Origin of the sequence: Sphingobacterium composti, from assembly GCF_009829075.1 — a bacterium.
GTDB classification, from domain to species: domain Bacteria; phylum Bacteroidota; class Bacteroidia; order Sphingobacteriales; family Sphingobacteriaceae; genus Sphingobacterium; species Sphingobacterium composti.
In genome coordinates this window covers 188,949-205,984 of sequence record NZ_WUQZ01000001.1, presented here as the reverse complement: position 1 = coordinate 205,984, position 17,036 = coordinate 188,949, and the positions used below count along the sequence as shown (strand labels likewise).

The 17,036-nt window shown below is 36.8% G+C and carries 13 protein-coding genes; 3 read left to right on the top strand and 10 right to left on the bottom strand.

From position 1 onward, the window contains the following. Positions 1-15: 15 nt before the first annotated feature. From GOQ17_RS00885 to GOQ17_RS00850, 8 genes are read right to left on the bottom strand one after another with little or no spacing between them, the layout of a single operon-like run. On the bottom strand, positions 16-1,887 hold the full coding sequence (locus tag GOQ17_RS00885; protein ID WP_201288477.1) for a cytochrome c oxidase subunit I: 1,872 nt from the start codon (positions 1,885-1,887) through the stop codon (positions 16-18). A gap of 24 nt (positions 1,888-1,911) precedes the next feature. After that, complete coding sequence (locus tag GOQ17_RS00880) at positions 1,912-3,228, bottom strand: cytochrome c oxidase subunit II (RefSeq protein WP_236537008.1); 1,317 nt, start codon at positions 3,226-3,228, stop codon at positions 1,912-1,914. A 42-nt stretch (positions 3,229-3,270) separates the two neighbouring features. Beyond that, positions 3,271-4,497, bottom strand: a complete 1,227-nt coding sequence (locus GOQ17_RS00875) for a quinol:cytochrome C oxidoreductase (protein WP_159633418.1) — start codon at positions 4,495-4,497, stop codon at positions 3,271-3,273. A 19-nt stretch (positions 4,498-4,516) separates the two neighbouring features. Continuing rightward, positions 4,517-5,152 carry a c-type cytochrome gene (locus tag GOQ17_RS00870; RefSeq protein WP_317163259.1) on the bottom strand — a complete coding sequence of 212 codons (636 nt, stop codon included), beginning with the start codon at positions 5,150-5,152 and terminating at the stop codon, positions 4,517-4,519. Next, entirely contained in the window at positions 5,145-5,681 is a 537-nt protein-coding gene (locus GOQ17_RS00865; RefSeq protein ID WP_159633412.1) for a DUF3341 domain-containing protein, read from the bottom strand. Before GOQ17_RS00865 ends, GOQ17_RS00870 begins: the two co-directional genes overlap by 8 nt. Before the next feature lie 5 nt (positions 5,682-5,686). Next, positions 5,687-7,168, bottom strand: a complete 1,482-nt coding sequence (nrfD, locus tag GOQ17_RS00860) for an NrfD/PsrC family molybdoenzyme membrane anchor subunit (RefSeq protein ID WP_159633409.1) — start codon at positions 7,166-7,168, stop codon at positions 5,687-5,689. A gap of 29 nt (positions 7,169-7,197) precedes the next feature. After that, complete coding sequence (locus tag GOQ17_RS00855; RefSeq protein ID WP_159633406.1) at positions 7,198-10,203, bottom strand: TAT-variant-translocated molybdopterin oxidoreductase; 3,006 nt, start codon at positions 10,201-10,203, stop codon at positions 7,198-7,200. A gap of 38 nt (positions 10,204-10,241) precedes the next feature. Further along, on the bottom strand, positions 10,242-11,528 hold the full coding sequence (locus tag GOQ17_RS00850) for a cytochrome c3 family protein (RefSeq protein ID WP_159633404.1): 1,287 nt from the start codon (positions 11,526-11,528) through the stop codon (positions 10,242-10,244). Positions 11,529-11,838: 310 nt separating this feature from the next. Here GOQ17_RS00850 and GOQ17_RS00845 point away from each other — a divergent pair, with 310 nt between their 5' ends. After that, entirely contained in the window at positions 11,839-12,318 is a 480-nt protein-coding gene (locus tag GOQ17_RS00845; protein ID WP_159633401.1) for a methionine-R-sulfoxide reductase, read from the top strand. Here the strand turns inward: GOQ17_RS00845 and GOQ17_RS00840 are convergent, their stop codons facing one another. After that, the gene (locus GOQ17_RS00840; RefSeq protein ID WP_159633398.1) at positions 12,319-13,305 is read right to left on the bottom strand and encodes a LacI family DNA-binding transcriptional regulator; all 987 of its coding nucleotides are present in this window, start codon (positions 13,303-13,305) and stop codon (positions 12,319-12,321) included. Between the two features lie 134 nt (positions 13,306-13,439). Between GOQ17_RS00840 and GOQ17_RS00835 the strand changes: the two genes are divergently transcribed. Next, complete coding sequence (locus GOQ17_RS00835; RefSeq protein WP_159633395.1) at positions 13,440-15,695, top strand: GH92 family glycosyl hydrolase; 2,256 nt, start codon at positions 13,440-13,442, stop codon at positions 15,693-15,695. A 70-nt stretch (positions 15,696-15,765) separates the two neighbouring features. Further along, positions 15,766-16,086 (top strand): DUF493 domain-containing protein, encoded by a 321-nt coding sequence (locus tag GOQ17_RS00830; RefSeq protein WP_159633392.1) that lies wholly within the window; start codon positions 15,766-15,768, stop codon positions 16,084-16,086. Positions 16,087-16,146: 60 nt separating this feature from the next. Here the strand turns inward: GOQ17_RS00830 and GOQ17_RS00825 are convergent, their stop codons facing one another. Further along, on the bottom strand, positions 16,147-16,974 hold the full coding sequence (locus tag GOQ17_RS00825; RefSeq protein WP_159633389.1) for a glycogen/starch synthase: 828 nt from the start codon (positions 16,972-16,974) through the stop codon (positions 16,147-16,149). Between the last annotated feature and the right edge of the window lie 62 nt (positions 16,975-17,036).

The following is a 17,036-nucleotide window of genomic DNA, read 5'->3' as shown; positions in this document are numbered from 1 at the left end:
AAGGTAGGTATAAACCTAACCTTCTACTCTATTATTTTCTTTATTCCATTGCTCCTGAATACGGATAGCTTCTTCATTTCCTTCGAAATCATGAGGCATATTCGAACTCATTGTTTGTGAGAATGGTACTGTTTGAGGGATAAAATCCTCGTTATGTCCTGGCTTACTATAGTCATAAGGCCAACGGTAAACTGTAGGAATTTCTCCTGGCCAGTTACCATGGATATGTTCTACTGGAGTAGTCCACTCTAAAGTATTAGAGTTCCAAGGGTTTTGTGTAGCTTTCTTACCTCTAAAGATTGAACCAAAGAAGTTAACTAAGAATGCTAACTGACCTACACCTGCAATGATTGCTGCCCAAGTAACCAAAATGTTTACTGACACCCATTTTTCCATGAAAGCAAATTCAGTGAAAGAATAGTAACGACGTGGAACACCATCAATACCCATGAAGTGCATTGGGAAGAATACCAAGTAAGCACCGATAAATGTCAACCAGAAGTGGAAATAACCCAACTTCTCGTTCATCATACGACCAAACATTTTAGGATACCAGTGATAAACACCACACAACATACCAAAGATAGATGCAGACCCCATTACCAAGTGGAAGTGAGCTACTACGAAATATGTATCATGTAAGTTGATATCTAATGCCGCATTACCTAAGAACAAACCTGTCAAACCACCTGAAATGAAGAATGACACCATACCAATAGCAAACATCATCGCTGGAGTGAAACGAATGTTACCTCTCCATAATGTAGCCATATAGTTGAATGATTTTACCGCTGAAGGAACAGCAATAATCAATGTCGTAATCATGAACACCCCACCTAAGAAAGGATTCATACCTGTGACAAACATGTGGTGACCCCATACGATAAATGATAATACTGTGATACCTACTAATGAGTAAACCATCGCGTGGTAACCAAAGATTGGTTTACGTGAGTTTGTAGAAATTACTTCTGAAGTCAAACCTAATGCAGGCATTACAACGATGTACACCTCAGGGTGACCTAAGAACCAGAATAAGTGTTGGAATAAAATTGGAGAACCACCTTCATTAGGTAAAATCTGACCTTGAACAACTAAGTCTGACAAATAGAATGATGTACCTGCCGAACGGTCGAAGATCAATAACACTACCGCTGAAACTAATACAGGGAATGATAATAAACCTACGATAGCTGTTAAGAAGAATGACCAAATAGTTAAAGGCATTTTCCACAAATCCATACCTTTTGTACGCATATTCAAGACAGTGGAGATGTAGTTAACACCACCTAATACTTGAGATATGATAAACAAAGTCATCGAAGCTAACCACATTGTCATACCTAATCCTGAACCAGAAATAGCAGTAGGAACGGCAGATAATGGCGGATAGATAGTCCATCCTGGTGAAGCGGGACCACTTTCGATGAAGAAAGATGCAATCATAATAACACACGCGATAAAGAAGAACCAGTATGATAACATGTTCATCAATGGCGATGCCATATCACGTGCACCAATTTGATATGGAATTAATAAGTTACTAAATGTACCTGATAAACCCGCTGTTAACACGAAGAATACCATCATAGTACCGTGAATAGTAACTAATGATAAAAAGAAATCAGGTTTAATACGACCACCTTCTGCCCATTTACCCAAGAATACTTCAAGAATAGGGAAATCTTTGTCCGGCCAAGCTAATTGAATACGGAACAAAAGAGATAAAATCATGGCAAATACCGCCATAATGATACCTGTGATCAAGAATTGCTTCGCAATCATCTTGTGATCTTGACTAAATATATATTTAGTTAAGAACGTCTCATGGTGATGACCATGTGCATCATGATGAGCTGCGTCGTGAGATAAAACTGTACTTGACATATTACTTTATAAAATCTTCTATAATTAATTTACTGAAGCTGTTGTCAGACCCTCTGAAACTGCATTGTTACTAGCAAACTCTTTTTGCAAATCTTCTGTGAAATATTTGCCTTGTTGAGCTAACCACTCTTTATATTCAGCCTCAGTAACAACGATAACTTTTTTACCCATATTATAGTGACCTTGACCACAAATTTTATTACATAACATAATGAAATCGTAGTTAGGATCATTCATTTTATCACGCATTTCTTCAGTAGTTACAGTAGGTGTAAACTGGAAGTAATTCGTCATACCTGGTACAGCATTAATTTGAACACGGAAATCAGGAATATAAAATGAGTGAATAATATCTTTTGAAATAATATGGAATCGTACTGATTTATTCACAGGGATAACGATATCCTGAGTTTGTAAATCATCCCAAGATGCTTTATCATTGAAATCAATACCATATGGGTTTGTTGCAGTAGTCATTTTGTAATTACGTTTACCAATTTGACCATCCACACCTGGGTATCTTACATGCCAAGCGAATTGCTCACCTAACACTTCGATTTGAATAGCTGATTTTTGTAGATCTTCAGGAACATTTGTAATAGATCTCCATGTAAAGAAACCGAACAATACTAATACTGTCAATACAATCGCAGGGACAATAGTCCATAATCTTTCGATAGCATCATTATGAGGATAGTAATAAGCCTTACTTTTAGCTTTTGAACGGTAGATATAAGTAAACACAAATAATACAATGTGTGTCAATACTAATACGACAGTAGTGATTACCAATGTAATGATAAACATACGGTCAATATCTTTACCATGCTCAGTCACAGCATCTCTCCATGACCAGCTTCCCCATACATCATATGAATAATACACAAATGCTAAGAAAGCGATTAAGAAAACTAAGAATAATGAAGCTTGCAAGTTGTTATTACCTAACTCATTGTGCTTACCATTCATTTTTCTAGTCAACACATACACTGAATGAATTTTTCCAATTACAGCGATTATTGAACAGATAACTAAGAACAATAATAAGTAGTAGAAAAAGTTTTTATAGACCTGAGGATCTATTTGTTTTACTTCTTCCACTTTAGCTGCCGCTGTAGTTGTAGTACTAGTAGCATCTGCTGCAACAGTAGCTACTGTTGTGTCAGTCGATGCTGCTGCACTATCGACAGTTGCCTCTGCAGAAGCAGTTGTAGCTACCTCTGATGTGTCAACTACTGTCGAATCATTCTGCATTGCCATTACTGGCGCTGCAAAGAACAAGCTGATTAAAAGTAGTAAACCCGCTATGGATTTAAACCCGTTATTAATTTTTAAATTCATTTCTTCTATAAACGTTTGAACGTAACTTCTATCAATTCTATATTAAATCTGATGGTTTAAACTTTCATCAAGGAATGGATGATGTTTAGGAGCCAACGCATGTTTACTAATTTTGTTCATTACTAAGAAAGTAAACAAACCTGCAAAACCAATTGCTGTACCTATTTCAAGTAACCCAAAACCTCTATCTGTTTCAACTGTACCAGGCATGATCATAATATAGTAGTCTAACCAGTGTCCACACAATAATAAAATTGCTACGAACAACATCATGTTTTGCTTACGTTTTGCATCTCTATCTACCAATAATAATAATGGTGCTAAGAAGTTGATTACAATACTTAACCAAAACCATGGTTTGTATTCTGGTTCCCAACGCTTGTAGAAGTAAACTGTTTCTTCAGGAATGTTTGAGTACCAAATCAACATGAATTGTGCAAACCAAACATAAGTCCAGAAGATAGAGAAACCAAACATTAACTTACCTAAGTCATGTAAATGATTCTCATTTACCCAAGCCATATAACCAGCCTTCTTCAATAATATTAAAATTACTACGATAACAGAGATACCGCTTACCCACATAGCTGCAAAATTGTACCATCCAAACATGGTAGAGAACCAGTGCGCCTCTAATGACATGATAGTATCAAATGACCAAATTGGAGTAGTGAAACCGAATATTACTAAGAATATAGCCGATAATTTAAAGCTTTGTTTGTATGATCCTAATCCGCCAGCCAAATCTTCTTTGTAAGATAATTTAGCTAATACAAAAGCAAATATACTGTAACATCCCATAAACAAGATTTGACGAATGAAAAATCCTGGAATGTTTAAGAAAGCTGCTTTTCCAGCTACTAATTTATCATAATTAGCGTGCTCCGGGTCGAATAATGTTGGATCTGTCCAGTGGTGGTATAATGTGTGCGTATAAATACCGCCTGCAGCGATGATTAATAATATTACAGAAGCTATTGGCAATACTGATGCCATAGCTTGTGGAATACGAATTAAGCCTGCAGACCATCCTGATTGAGTTACCATTTGTAACGCAATAAAGAAAGCACCAGCAGCACATACACAAGCGAAATAATATCCCATCAATAGTAGATTGGCGAAAGTGCGCATTGTATCACCTGTGTACAAACCATATCCAACGGCAGCAACACCTAATACAATAGCAACCAAGCTAACAATCTTCGCTGTACCAGCAAATGTATATTGCTCGCTGAAATTATAATCGTGATGATGATTGTGAGTTCCCATTTATTAAATTGATGTTAGATTATTTCTTTTGTAATTCTTGAACATACATAACTACTTTCCAACGCTCCTCTGGATTCAATTGAGATGCATGTGATCCCATTGTATTCAAACCGTAGTAAATAGTATGATAAATTTTACCTGCTGACAAATCTGCCATTAACCCACCTCTAGATGAATTAGCTCCACTTGATCTACCATATGCTGGAGGATTAGGGAAGTTCTCTAATTGACGAGTACCTCTTGAATCCGTAATAGAACGATCTTTAGTGATTGAGCCATCTCCTTTACCTTCAGCACCGTGACAAACTGCACAGTTTACTAAGTATAAGTGTTGACCTTGAGTTAAATTCTCTTCATTTACTTCCAAAGGATTAGTTAATTCAGCACCTGCCTTTTGGTAATCTTCTGGTGTATTTGAATATTCATCTGCAAATTTTTCAAATCCTTGAGGTATAGTACCTGCAGGAGGAGTTTGAGCTGTTTGCTTATTTTTAAAATTATTGTTTGGCTGATCTGGATTGTATGCTAACGGATCGTACATATTACGCGAAAATTCCCAACCAGTGCTACGCGTAGTACCATCTCCACATGCAGTAGTTACTGCTGCGAAAGCTACAGCCATACATACAGCGCCAAGAAAATTCTTCTTATTCATAACTAACATATTTTCTTTCATTGTATTTAACTTCTACTGCTCCAGCTTCTTTCAATAAACTATCTACTAAAGCGTGATCTGTATTTTCTTTAGCATCAATTGCTATAATAAAACGATCGTCCGTAGCTCTCAAATCCATTACACGTGGTGCACGTCCTGGGAATAAATGATTACGATAGAAAAATGTCGCTACCATACCCAAAGCACATAATAAAATAGTCACCTCGAATGTAACAGGCACAAAGTTTGGTAATGGTAATGATGGTTTACCACCAATATTCATAGGCCAATCATATGCCATAGTATAATATAATAAGCTAAATCCTAATGTTGTCCCTAATGCTCCAAAGCAGAAAGCTGCAATTGGTAATCTAGAAGGCTTTACACCTAACTTTGCTTCGATTCCGTGAATCGGCATTGGTGTATAACAATCGTATATGCTTATGTTGTTTGCTTGCAATTTATCAATCCCGTGCATCAAATCATCCGGATCCGCAAAACTTCCTAATATATATTTTGTATTGCTCATTGCTATTATTTTTTACGTAATGCGTTAATTTCCTCTTCTGTTACTGAATCGTACTTTCTCAATGACTCTCTAAAGAATTCAACTTGATCCTCAGGGAATGCACCCTCTTGTACCAATTTAGTTTTATGTTGTAAGCTTGAGCTTTTCAACAATAACTTAACCTCTGCGATAGCGATACCTGGTAAGAAACGTAAGAACAATAAGAATAAAACAAAGAATAAACCGATTGAACCAACGAAGATACCTACGTCAACCCAAGTTGGGTAGAACATCGCCCATGATGATGGCAAATAGTCACGGTGTAATGAAGTTACGATAATTACAAAACGCTCGAACCACATACCGATATTTACAACGATTGACAACACCCAAGAGATAGGAATACTTGTACGAATCTTTTTGAACCAGAATAATTGAGGTGAAATAACGTTACATGTCATCATCGCCCAATATGCCCAAGCATATGGACCAGCAACACGGTTAGCAAAAGCATACATCTCATATTCTGAACCTGAATACCAAGCAATGAATAACTCAGTTAAGTAAGCAACACCTACGATTGAACCTGTAACCATGATAATCTTGTTCATCGCTTCGATGTGGAACATCGTGATGTAGTGCTCGAAATTTAATACTTTACGTAAGATTAATAATAAAGTCTGTACCATCGCGAAGCCCGAGAAAATCGCTCCTGCCACGAAATATGGAGGGAAGATTGTCGTGTGCCATCCTGGAATTACAGAAGTTGCAAAGTCCATAGATACAATAGTGTGTACAGAAAGTACTAATGGTGTAGAAATACCTGCCAAGATCAATGACACTATTTCAAAACGTTGCCAAGTTTTTACTGAACCATTCCATCCAAATGAAAAGATTGAATAGATTCTTTTTCTTAAACCTGTAGCACGGTCACGTACTGATGCGATATCTGGTAATAAACCACAGTACCAGAATACTAATGATACCGTGAAGTATGTAGAAATCGCGAAGGCATCCCATACAAGCGGTGAGTTAAAGTTTACCCACAATGAACCAAATTGATTCGGAAGTGGGAAAATCCAATACGCTAACCAAGGACGTCCCATGTGCGCTACAACGTAAGTTGCGGCACATATTACGGCGAAAATCGTCATCGCTTCCGCAGAACGGTTGATGGAGTTACGCCAGTTTTGACGGAATAATAATAATACAGCTGAGATAAGTGTACCTGCGTGACCGATACCTACCCACCATACGAAGTCGGTGATATCCCAAGCCCAGCCTACAGTTTTGTTTAGACCCCAAGCACCGATACCCGTCCAAAACGTGTATCCAACGCTGATAACCCATAAACTAGCTCCAACACAGGCTACAATAAATCCTATCCACCAAGCTTTGTTGGGTTTATTTTCAACCGGTAGTAAGATATCATCCGTAATTTGTGCATACGTGATGTCCTTACCGGTCATTAATGGTTCTCTTAATATTGATTCGTTATGCGATGACATAGTTGTTTTATTTCAAATAAAGAATAAAATTATGCTTCAAATGTGTTTCTAACCTTAGTCATGTAACCGATATTCGGTTGAACATTGATCTCTTCTAACACATAGTAAACACGCTCATTGCGTAATGCTTTTGAAACTTCTGATTCTGGATCATTAGCATCACCGAAGATGATAGCGTTAGCCGAACATGCTGCTTGACAAGCCATCTTAACATCTCCGTCTACCAATTTGCGGTTTTCCATTTTTGCTGTCAATTTACCAGCTTGGATACGTTGGATACACATCGAACATTTTTCCATCACACCACGTGAACGTGTTGTAACATCTGGGTTCAATACTAATTGTGTAAACTCGTTGTTTAAGTAGTTATCAAAGCGTGAATCATTCCAGTAGTTGAACCAGTTGAAACGACGTACTTTGTATGGACAGTTGTTTGCGCAGTAACGTGTACCGAAACATCTGTTGTAAGCCATGTGGTTAAGACCTTCTGAAGAGTGTACTGTCGCTAATACAGGACATACAGTCTCACAAGGAGCATGCTCACAGTGTTGACACAACATTGGTTGGTGAACTACAGTTACATTTTCGAAATCTTGAACATTTGCAATGTCATTTTCTTTCGAATATTTGTTACCATTCTCTTCAATAGTGTAATAACGGTCAATACGTAACCAGTGCATCTCACGACGACGACGAACCTCGTCACGACCTACTACAGGAATATTGTTTTCAACGTTACAAGCAACGATACAAGAACCACAACCTGTACAAGCATTCAAATCAATAGCCATCACCCATTTGTGACCTGGTTGCTCATATTTATTCCACAAATCATAAGTTTTGTGTGAATCAGCAAAACGTCCAGACTCTGAGTTAGGATCTTTTTGGTACTTAGCAAAAGTAGTCTCACGAATGATGTTACGACCTTCGATAGTGTGATGTGTTTGCGTTTGCGCTAATTCGTAAGTTCCAGATGCTTTAGAAACTGAAGCTTTAGCAGCAAATTGAACAGTACCATTGATCAATGAAGCTAATGGATAAGCGTTTTTACCTACATTATCACCAGCCTTACCTACTGAAGTGCGACCATAACCAACTGCTACAGAAACTGTACCCATTGCTTGACCTGGTTGTAATACAACTGGCAATTCGATAGATTTACCGTTAGCTTCAACTGTAACTTTACCATTCTCACCTAAACCTAATTGCTCAGCAAATTTAGGGTTGATAGCAGCATAGTTATCCCAAGTTACTTTTGATACTGGATCAGGAAGTTCTTGCAAATATGCGTTGTTAGCGTAACGACCATCGCGTAATGTTGTAGACTCGTATAATTTTAACTCTACTTCACCAGCGATTTTTTTAGCATCAGCAACGATAGCAGCAGCAACTGATGCTACATCTACGTTAGCTGAATAAGCTGAACCAGCTGCTGTCGCTTTAGAAATATAACCTGCTTGTAATACTTCTTTCCACGATTTACCAGTACCAGCTAAAATATTAGTTTCCCAATTTTGTCTAACGAAATCATAGATATTCGTAGTTTCACCTGCCCATACTAAGAAAGATTGCTCAGCTTGACGTGTGTTATAAATTGGGTTGATAGTAGGTTGAACAACTGTATAAACCCCCTCTTTAGCTGATGCGTCACCCCAAGACTCCAAATAGTTAGGAACTGGTGCAATTGCTTTTAATAAAGAAGCTGTTTCGTCTTTACGGTCTGCGAATGATAACGTAAAGTCAACTTTCTTAATAGCTTCTTCAACATCAGCTGAATTGAAGTAGTTATAAACAGGGTTACTGTTCAAGAATAATGCTACACCTACTTGACCACCTTTAGCAGCAGTTAAGAATTGTTGGAAAGTAGAATCCGAACCTTGGTATTGTTTCGAGTAATTATCTAAATCGATAATTGCACCGTAAGCACCCAATTGTGTATTGATAGCGTTTACTAATGATTGAATATTCACATCATTTGCGCCTGCTACTACTACTGCAGCACCTTTAGAAGCAACTAATTCTTTAGCTACTAATTTGATTGCTGTTTGTGCTTTTGCATTTGTCGTACCACCTGCTACAGATTGACCAGTGATTTCATTGTACAATGAAATCAAGACAGCGCCTTCTTCTGAAGGTTTGATAGCGATACGTACATCTGCATTCGAACCTGTCATTGATAGACCTGACTCGAATTGGATATGACGTGACATTTTACCATTTTTCAATGATTTGTAGTCACGATTTTTAATAAAATCTTGTGAATGTTCTTCACCTGACAACCATGAACCTAAGAAGTCCGCAGCAACTGAAACCACTACTTGAGCCTTACCAAAATTGTAAGAAGGTACTACAGCTTTGCCAAATGAATTTTTGTTAGCTTCAATAATACCACTATAAGAAACAGCATCTACTTGCACTAGAGAAGTAGTTGGGTATTTATCTGTTAATTTAGCGATAGAAGCTAAAGTAGATGGAGAATTAACTGTAGTCGATACGATAGCAATTTGTTTTCCAGCTTGAGCAGCTTTATTCAAAGCAGCGATTACTGTGCTATCTAATTTAGACCACTCTACATCTTTACCGTCTAATTGCGGATTTTGTAGCTTAGACATATCGTAAAGATCCAATACTGAAGCTACTGTTGTAGCATCTGTGCCTTGAGTCAAACCAACACCATTTGGATTTGGCTCGATAAAGATAGGGCGACCTTCACGTGTTTTTACTAAAATACTTTGTCCATTGAATGATGAAGCATAATAGTTAGGAATACCTGGAGTTATTTCCTCTGGCTTAATTACATAAGGAACAGCTTTGTGAACCGGTGTACGATTACACGCTGCCAATGTAACAGCTCCCAAACCAAAACCTAAAGCTTTCAAGAAGTCACGACGAGGTGTTCTTGTACTTAAGCCTGCTTCGTTTAATACATCTTCTACAGGAATAGGTTCAGCAAACTCACTCTTACTTTCTTTAACGAAAGCAGGAGTTTGATTTAACTCTTCTAAACCTTTCCAATATTTTTTATTGCTATCCATTTAAGCTGTATATAAGATTGCGTTTTCCTAATTTATTATTAATAGTGACACTTACCACACTCTAATCCACCGATCATCGCTGCTGTCATCTTCTCTCCTTTTTTCAATTTCTCGTGTGCTTCGATCAACTGATCATAGTATTTATTATCAGCATTAACTTCTGTAGTTCTATGACAGTCAACACACCATTTCATTGTCAATGGAGAATATTGATAAACCTCTTCCATAGATTCAATCGGACCGTGACAAGTTTGACATTCTAAACCCGCAACACTAACGTGTTGAGAGTGATTGAAATAAGCGAAATCTGGCAAGTTGTGAATTCTAACCCACTCGATAGGACGAGGATTATTTCCATACTCACGTGTATCTGGATTCCAATCTACAGCACGGTACAACTTCATGATTTCTGGAGAAGTCTCGCCATCATAATGATCCGCTGCAGTAACCGTGTTGTGACAGTTCATACATACGTTTGCCGAAGGAATAGATGCATTTTTAGATTTATACGCACCCCCGTGACAATATTGACAATCAATTTGATTTACACCAGCATGTACTTGGTGAGAGAATTTGATTGGCTGAACTGGCTTATACCCAGTATGTACACCAACATTCCACATTGTTTGCCATCCCAAAACAGCCAACAACGCTACAACCATCAATGCTGTAAACCCAACTAATTTTTTGTTTTTTAAGAATTTTTGAGCAAACTTAACTTTACCCGATTCTTCGTGCGCTTCATTACGAGCTTTAGCAGCTTCGATTGCAGCAGCATTATTAGCGATTACTTTCTCCAAAGTCCTGATAACTCGACTCAAGATTACGATCACACCAATAGCCAACAACAAAATAGCCGCAACACCAATAATCATCAATGTGTTTGCATCTGAACTTGCAGCAGCACCAGAACCGGCACCATCACCACCAGCTGATTTAGCAGCAGCTTTAGCTTCTTCTTCTTTTACATACGCGATGATACCTTTGATTTGATCATCTGAGAATTGTGTAAAAGCGGGCATCGCTACTTTATTCCACTCTTCGAATATCTGATTAGCAACAGGATCACCAGAAGCTATCAAAGCACCTGAATTTTTAATCCATTTTACCAACCACTCTTCAGAATGTCTCTCCGACATTCCTGCCAATGCAGGACCTGTCATTTTTCTGTCCACTTTGTGACAAGCAGTACAGTTCGCCTTAAATAACGCCGCACCTTCCTTAGCATCCTGCGCATTCGACGACATCGTAACAGCAAATAACAACACCAAACTAACTGATATTGACTTCGCAAATCTTCCCAATACGGATGAGATATTTCTCATATTTAGCACTTTATACTATTTATTTATGAATATAAAAATTACTTTTCCTACTGCTTGGAGGGTCTTCACCCATCAAACAATGCACAAAAGTATAACTTTATAAGCAATCCCTGACAATTTAATGACGCAAATTGTCAATTTAAAATCATTCTAAATAAGTCTTTTTTCTGCGTATAAATAACCTTAAAAGGCATATATCAATTGGATAGGATAACTTTGGTTACTATTTGGTCGAAGAAATATTAGCGGAAACTTTTTTTTATTTCATTTGTCATTTATTCTACAGTATAATACATATATTTTCACGTTTATGTTTAGATTTTTTTCAATTATATTAATAAGCATATTGATTATTACATCAACATCATGCCAACAGCAACGAAAACATGTTACAAAATCACAAACTTCAAATACTATGGATACAAATAACTATAATAAACTAACCCCAGAAGAAGAATATATCATCGTTCACAAAGGCACAGAGCGTCCTTTCACTGGTGAGCTACTCGACAACAAAGAAAAAGGAACGTATATCTGTAGAAGATGTAATGCTCCATTATATAAATCAGAAGATAAATTTGAGTCACATTGTGGATGGCCAAGCTTTGATGACGAAATACCTGGTGCTGTCAAAAGAGAAACCGACGCGGATGGTAGGCGTGTGGAAATACTATGTAATACATGCGGAGGTCACTTAGGTCACGTATTTGAGGGCGAGGGTTTCACTGCCAAAAATACGAGACATTGTGTCAACTCTTTATCAATGAAATTCGTTTCAGCGGAAAAATAATTATCGTGCAATCAATGTACAGGGGATGACAACCTTTTCGATTTTGTCAGACTTTCCATTAATTTGATTCACTAATATACGAACTACCTCTTGTGCTATTTCTTGGATATTCTGAGAAATAGCAGATACAGGAGGATCTACAAGTCCAAAAGTCGTATTCTCATCAAATGATATTAATTTATCTACTGCTAAATCAAATTTTTTAATTGCTTTAAGGCCATTAATAGCTAGGTAGTTGGTCGCAAACAAAACACCATCCAATTTATTATCTGAAATAAAATCTCTTAACTGCTCTAACACGTCGTCTTCATTCTGATCATAATTAATCTTTTTCACTAAAAGATCCATCCCAATATTATCGACCGCTTTCATATACCCTTCCAAACGACCCTTCATTTGAGATTGCGTACTAACCGTGGTCACAAAACCTATACGCTTCGCATTCTTTTGTTCTAATAAAAACAGGGTCCCCTGATATGCGCCCTCTACGTTTTCTGAAACAACAGTATGCGTCTCTACATCTGACAATGGTCGATCAAATAACACCACGGGAACAGAACTTTTCAATAAATTATTAATATCTACACTTAAACCCTCCGTAGGTGCAATAATAAAACCATCAATTTGACGATCATAAAAAAGCTGAATCAACTCTTTAGCACGTTGTTCATCATTTTTCATACTACAATAAATAATATGATAACCATGATCATACGCCAGTTTTTCAATATGATCAGCAATATTTGCAAAGAAAGGATTGGAAATATCTTCTACCAATAACCCAATACTTTTTGATTTACCAGTACGCAGACTCTTTGCCAATTGATTGGGTTTGTAATCAACTTTCTTGACATAATCCAATACTCTTTTTGCTAAGGCATCACTGATTCGCTTTTCTTTCGCTTTACCATTAAGAATAAAAGAAACTGTAGTCACCGAAACACCAAGATTATTGGCTATATCACTAATAGAAAGTCTTTTTTTCATATTTTTTAATAATTGATATTTAGATTCTTCTAATCTAATCAATTCTCGCAAATTATATGAAATAAAATGATGTTATATTTGCTAAAAGGTTTTATCTTACGCAATATTTCGTAAACTCTAAATTAACACCCCATATGAGAAAGATATTTAAAACAGCTGTAGCTGTATTTATATCCACTTTTTCAATAATTGTAAATGGACAGCAGCAAGATTACACAAAATTTGTTAACCCTTACATTGGATCAGCAGATCATGGACACGTATTTGTAGGTGCGAATGTTCCAAATGGCGCTGTACAATTAGGCCCTAGCCAAATCGCTCAAACGTGGGACAAATTCAATGGTTGGGATTGGTGTAGCGGTTACAATTATAAAAGTGAAGAAATCTTAGGATTTACTCATACACACTTGTCAGGAACTGGAATTGGTGACCTCAATGACATTTTGATTTTACCTGCTAACGGCAAGCATCATATTCATCAAGCGCCATTCAACAAAATGAATGAAGGCTATGGCTCAAAAATTAGTAAACAAAATGAATCTGTAACACCTGGTTTTTACAAAGTATTATTAGAGGACTATGATATAGTAGCAGAACTGACGGCTACAGAAAGAGTTGGTTATCACAAATACACTTACCTAAAAAAAGACAACCCGCACCTTCTAATAGACTTGAGTTTCAAGATGAATTGGGATGCTCCAGTAGACACTTATTTAAAATTAGCAGATAACAATACATTAGTAGGCTATAGATTTTCAAAAGGCTGGGCTAATGATCAAAAAGTATACTTTGCTATTAAATCTTCTGTCAAGTTTAAAAAAGTAGATTTTTACAATGATAGCACGAGTGTAGATGGTTATCATGTAGCAAAAGGAGAAAAAATTAAAGCAATCATCAACATTGATCCGTCTAATACAGTAGAATTAAAAGTAGGTATATCGCCAGTAAGCACGGTTAATGCTTTAGAAAACATTGCAACTGAAATACCTCATTGGGATTTTGAGAAAACAAAAAAAGAGGCTAAAGACAAATGGAATAATGTATTAAGCAAAATTGATTTTAAAGCCAACGACAATACTAAAACTATTTTCTATACAACTCTATATCATTCCTATTTTGCCCCGACTATATTCAGTGATGTAAATGGCGATTACATGGGGACTGATAAGCAAGTTTACAACGATAAAAATCACCAAAACTATACTGTATTTTCACTTTGGGACACCTATCGCGCATTGCATCCACTAATGACGATTTTAGAAGAAAAGAAAAGTAAAGATTTTGTCAGTGCGATGCTTAAGATATATCAGCAACAAGGAAAATTACCTGTTTGGCACTTGTGGGCTAATGAGACAAATACCATGGTTGGTCTTCCCGCTATTCCAGTTGTCGCAGATGCTATATTAAAAGGCTTAGTAGATAAAAATGAAATAGAACTTGCTTATGAAGCCATTAAAAAAACAGCATTGGGTTCTGATTTTGGATTAAAATATGTGCGAGATTTAAAATATATCCCAATCGAATACATGGATCACGAATCGGTAGCTTGGGCACTAGAATATGCCATTGCTGACTTTGGTGCTTATCAAGCTGCAGTACACTTGGGCAAAACCGAAGATGCTGCATATTTTGAAAAACGATACAAACTATACGAACAATATTTCGATAAAGAAGTTGGTCATTTTGTAGGACGTCATGAAAACGGTAGTTTCAGAAGACCTTTTGACCCTTTAATGGCAAAGCATAGAGCAAATGATTATTGCGAAGGAAATGCATGGCAATACACCTGGCTAGTTCCTCAGGACGTACACGGATTAATTAACCTGTTTGGTGGTGACAAAAAATTCTTAGCAAAATTAGATGAATTTATCGCACTACCAGAACATTTAGACGATGCTTCACCAGATATTTCGGGCATGATTGGCCAATATGCACAAGGAAATGAACCAAATCATCACGTTCCATATTTATATGCTTATGCAGGCGAACAATGGAAAGGAGCTGCTTTAGTACACGAAGCCATGACTAAATATTACACAAACGAACCCGCTGGTCTATGTGGAAATGATGATGTAGGACAGATGAGTGCATGGTACGTATTTTCATCAATGGGAATCTATCCATCAAACCCAATGGACGGAAAATATGTTTTTGGTACGCCATTGATGCAAGAAGCTAGCATCAAACTTCCTAACGGAAAAGTATTCAATATCAAGGCTAAAAATCACGGAAATAAGAATATTTACATTAACAATGTTAGGTTAAATGGCAAAAATCACCAAAATACCTATATCACGCATCAGGATATTTTGAACGGTGGAGAATTGGTCTTTGAGATGTCTGCCAAACCCAACAAAAAGTTCGGTGCAAACAAGACAAATCGTCCATAAAATATGACAGATTAGCATCGGCACATTTTTTGACTTATACACTGTATTAAGAAACAGAAAGGAATTAACAATGAGTGACTTCAACAACATCAACATCCAAGATATTAGCGATAATAATGGTGCTGATTTTTACAATAATTTTAGACAGAAATTGATTGATATTGAACAATTTCCTTCAATTTATACATTCAAATTTATTTTGCCTGCCGATCAAGACAAGAAAGCAGATGTTGAAAAAATATTTGAACACCCTAGCACCAAGATATCGTCAAAAGAATCTTCAACTGGCAAATATAACTCATTGACTGTTGAAACGTATGTTAACTCAGCTGATGATGTTATCGACTATTACAAAAAAGTATCAACCATCGAAAAAGTGATTATGATGTAACATAAAGAAGGCTTTCCAAATTGGAAAGCCTTCTTTATGTTTGAATCACATATAATGCTATTATGCTTCAACTTCTTCCGAAGCAAACTCTTCATATAAAGCAGAGTAACCTTCATAATCATCAGTTGACTCTGGGGTAAACACGCGAATATTTTGTTCTTCAACAAATTTCAACACGTCCGCACTTAAGTTATCATCAGCTTTGACAACGATATCCGTATACGTCAATGCACCTTTATAGACATCCGCATAACTACCTGTACCATATACCGCAGCATCTTCTGCACTCACATCCTCTTGTGCAGCCATTTCTCCGTATTTAGATGACAATGTATCGGCACCAAAGTCATTATCTTCATTGAAAAGAGAATAAAATACTTTTGCATCCTTGAATGTAGGATCATCGTGATATACTTTCTTCAAGTACATCGGTATCATCGCTGTGAACCAACCATGACAATGTACCACATCTGGTGACCATCCTAATTTTTTGACAGTCTCTAGTGCACCTTTACAGAAGAACAACGAACGCTCGTTGTTATCTTCAAAGAATTTTCCATTCTCATCTCTAAACACTTTTTTGCGTTGGAAATACTCCTCATTATCTAAGAAATATACCTGCATACGTGCAGCTGGCAATGATGCCACTTTAATGATTAATGGATTATCGTTATTATCCACCACTATATTCATTCCCGACAACCTTATCACCTCGTGTAGACGATTTCTGCGCTCATTAATATTACCAAAACGTGGCATAAGAATTCTTATTTCAAATCCTTTTTCTTGCATTGCTTGAGGTAACTGGCGTGTTATTTCAGAAATTTTACTTATTTCAAGGAAAGGCGACATCTCGTGGGTAACAAACAATATTTTCGTTTTTGCCATCTCCAATTGTTTTTTTTATTATTTGAACAGTAAAATCGGTCTACAAAGATACGAATAATAAA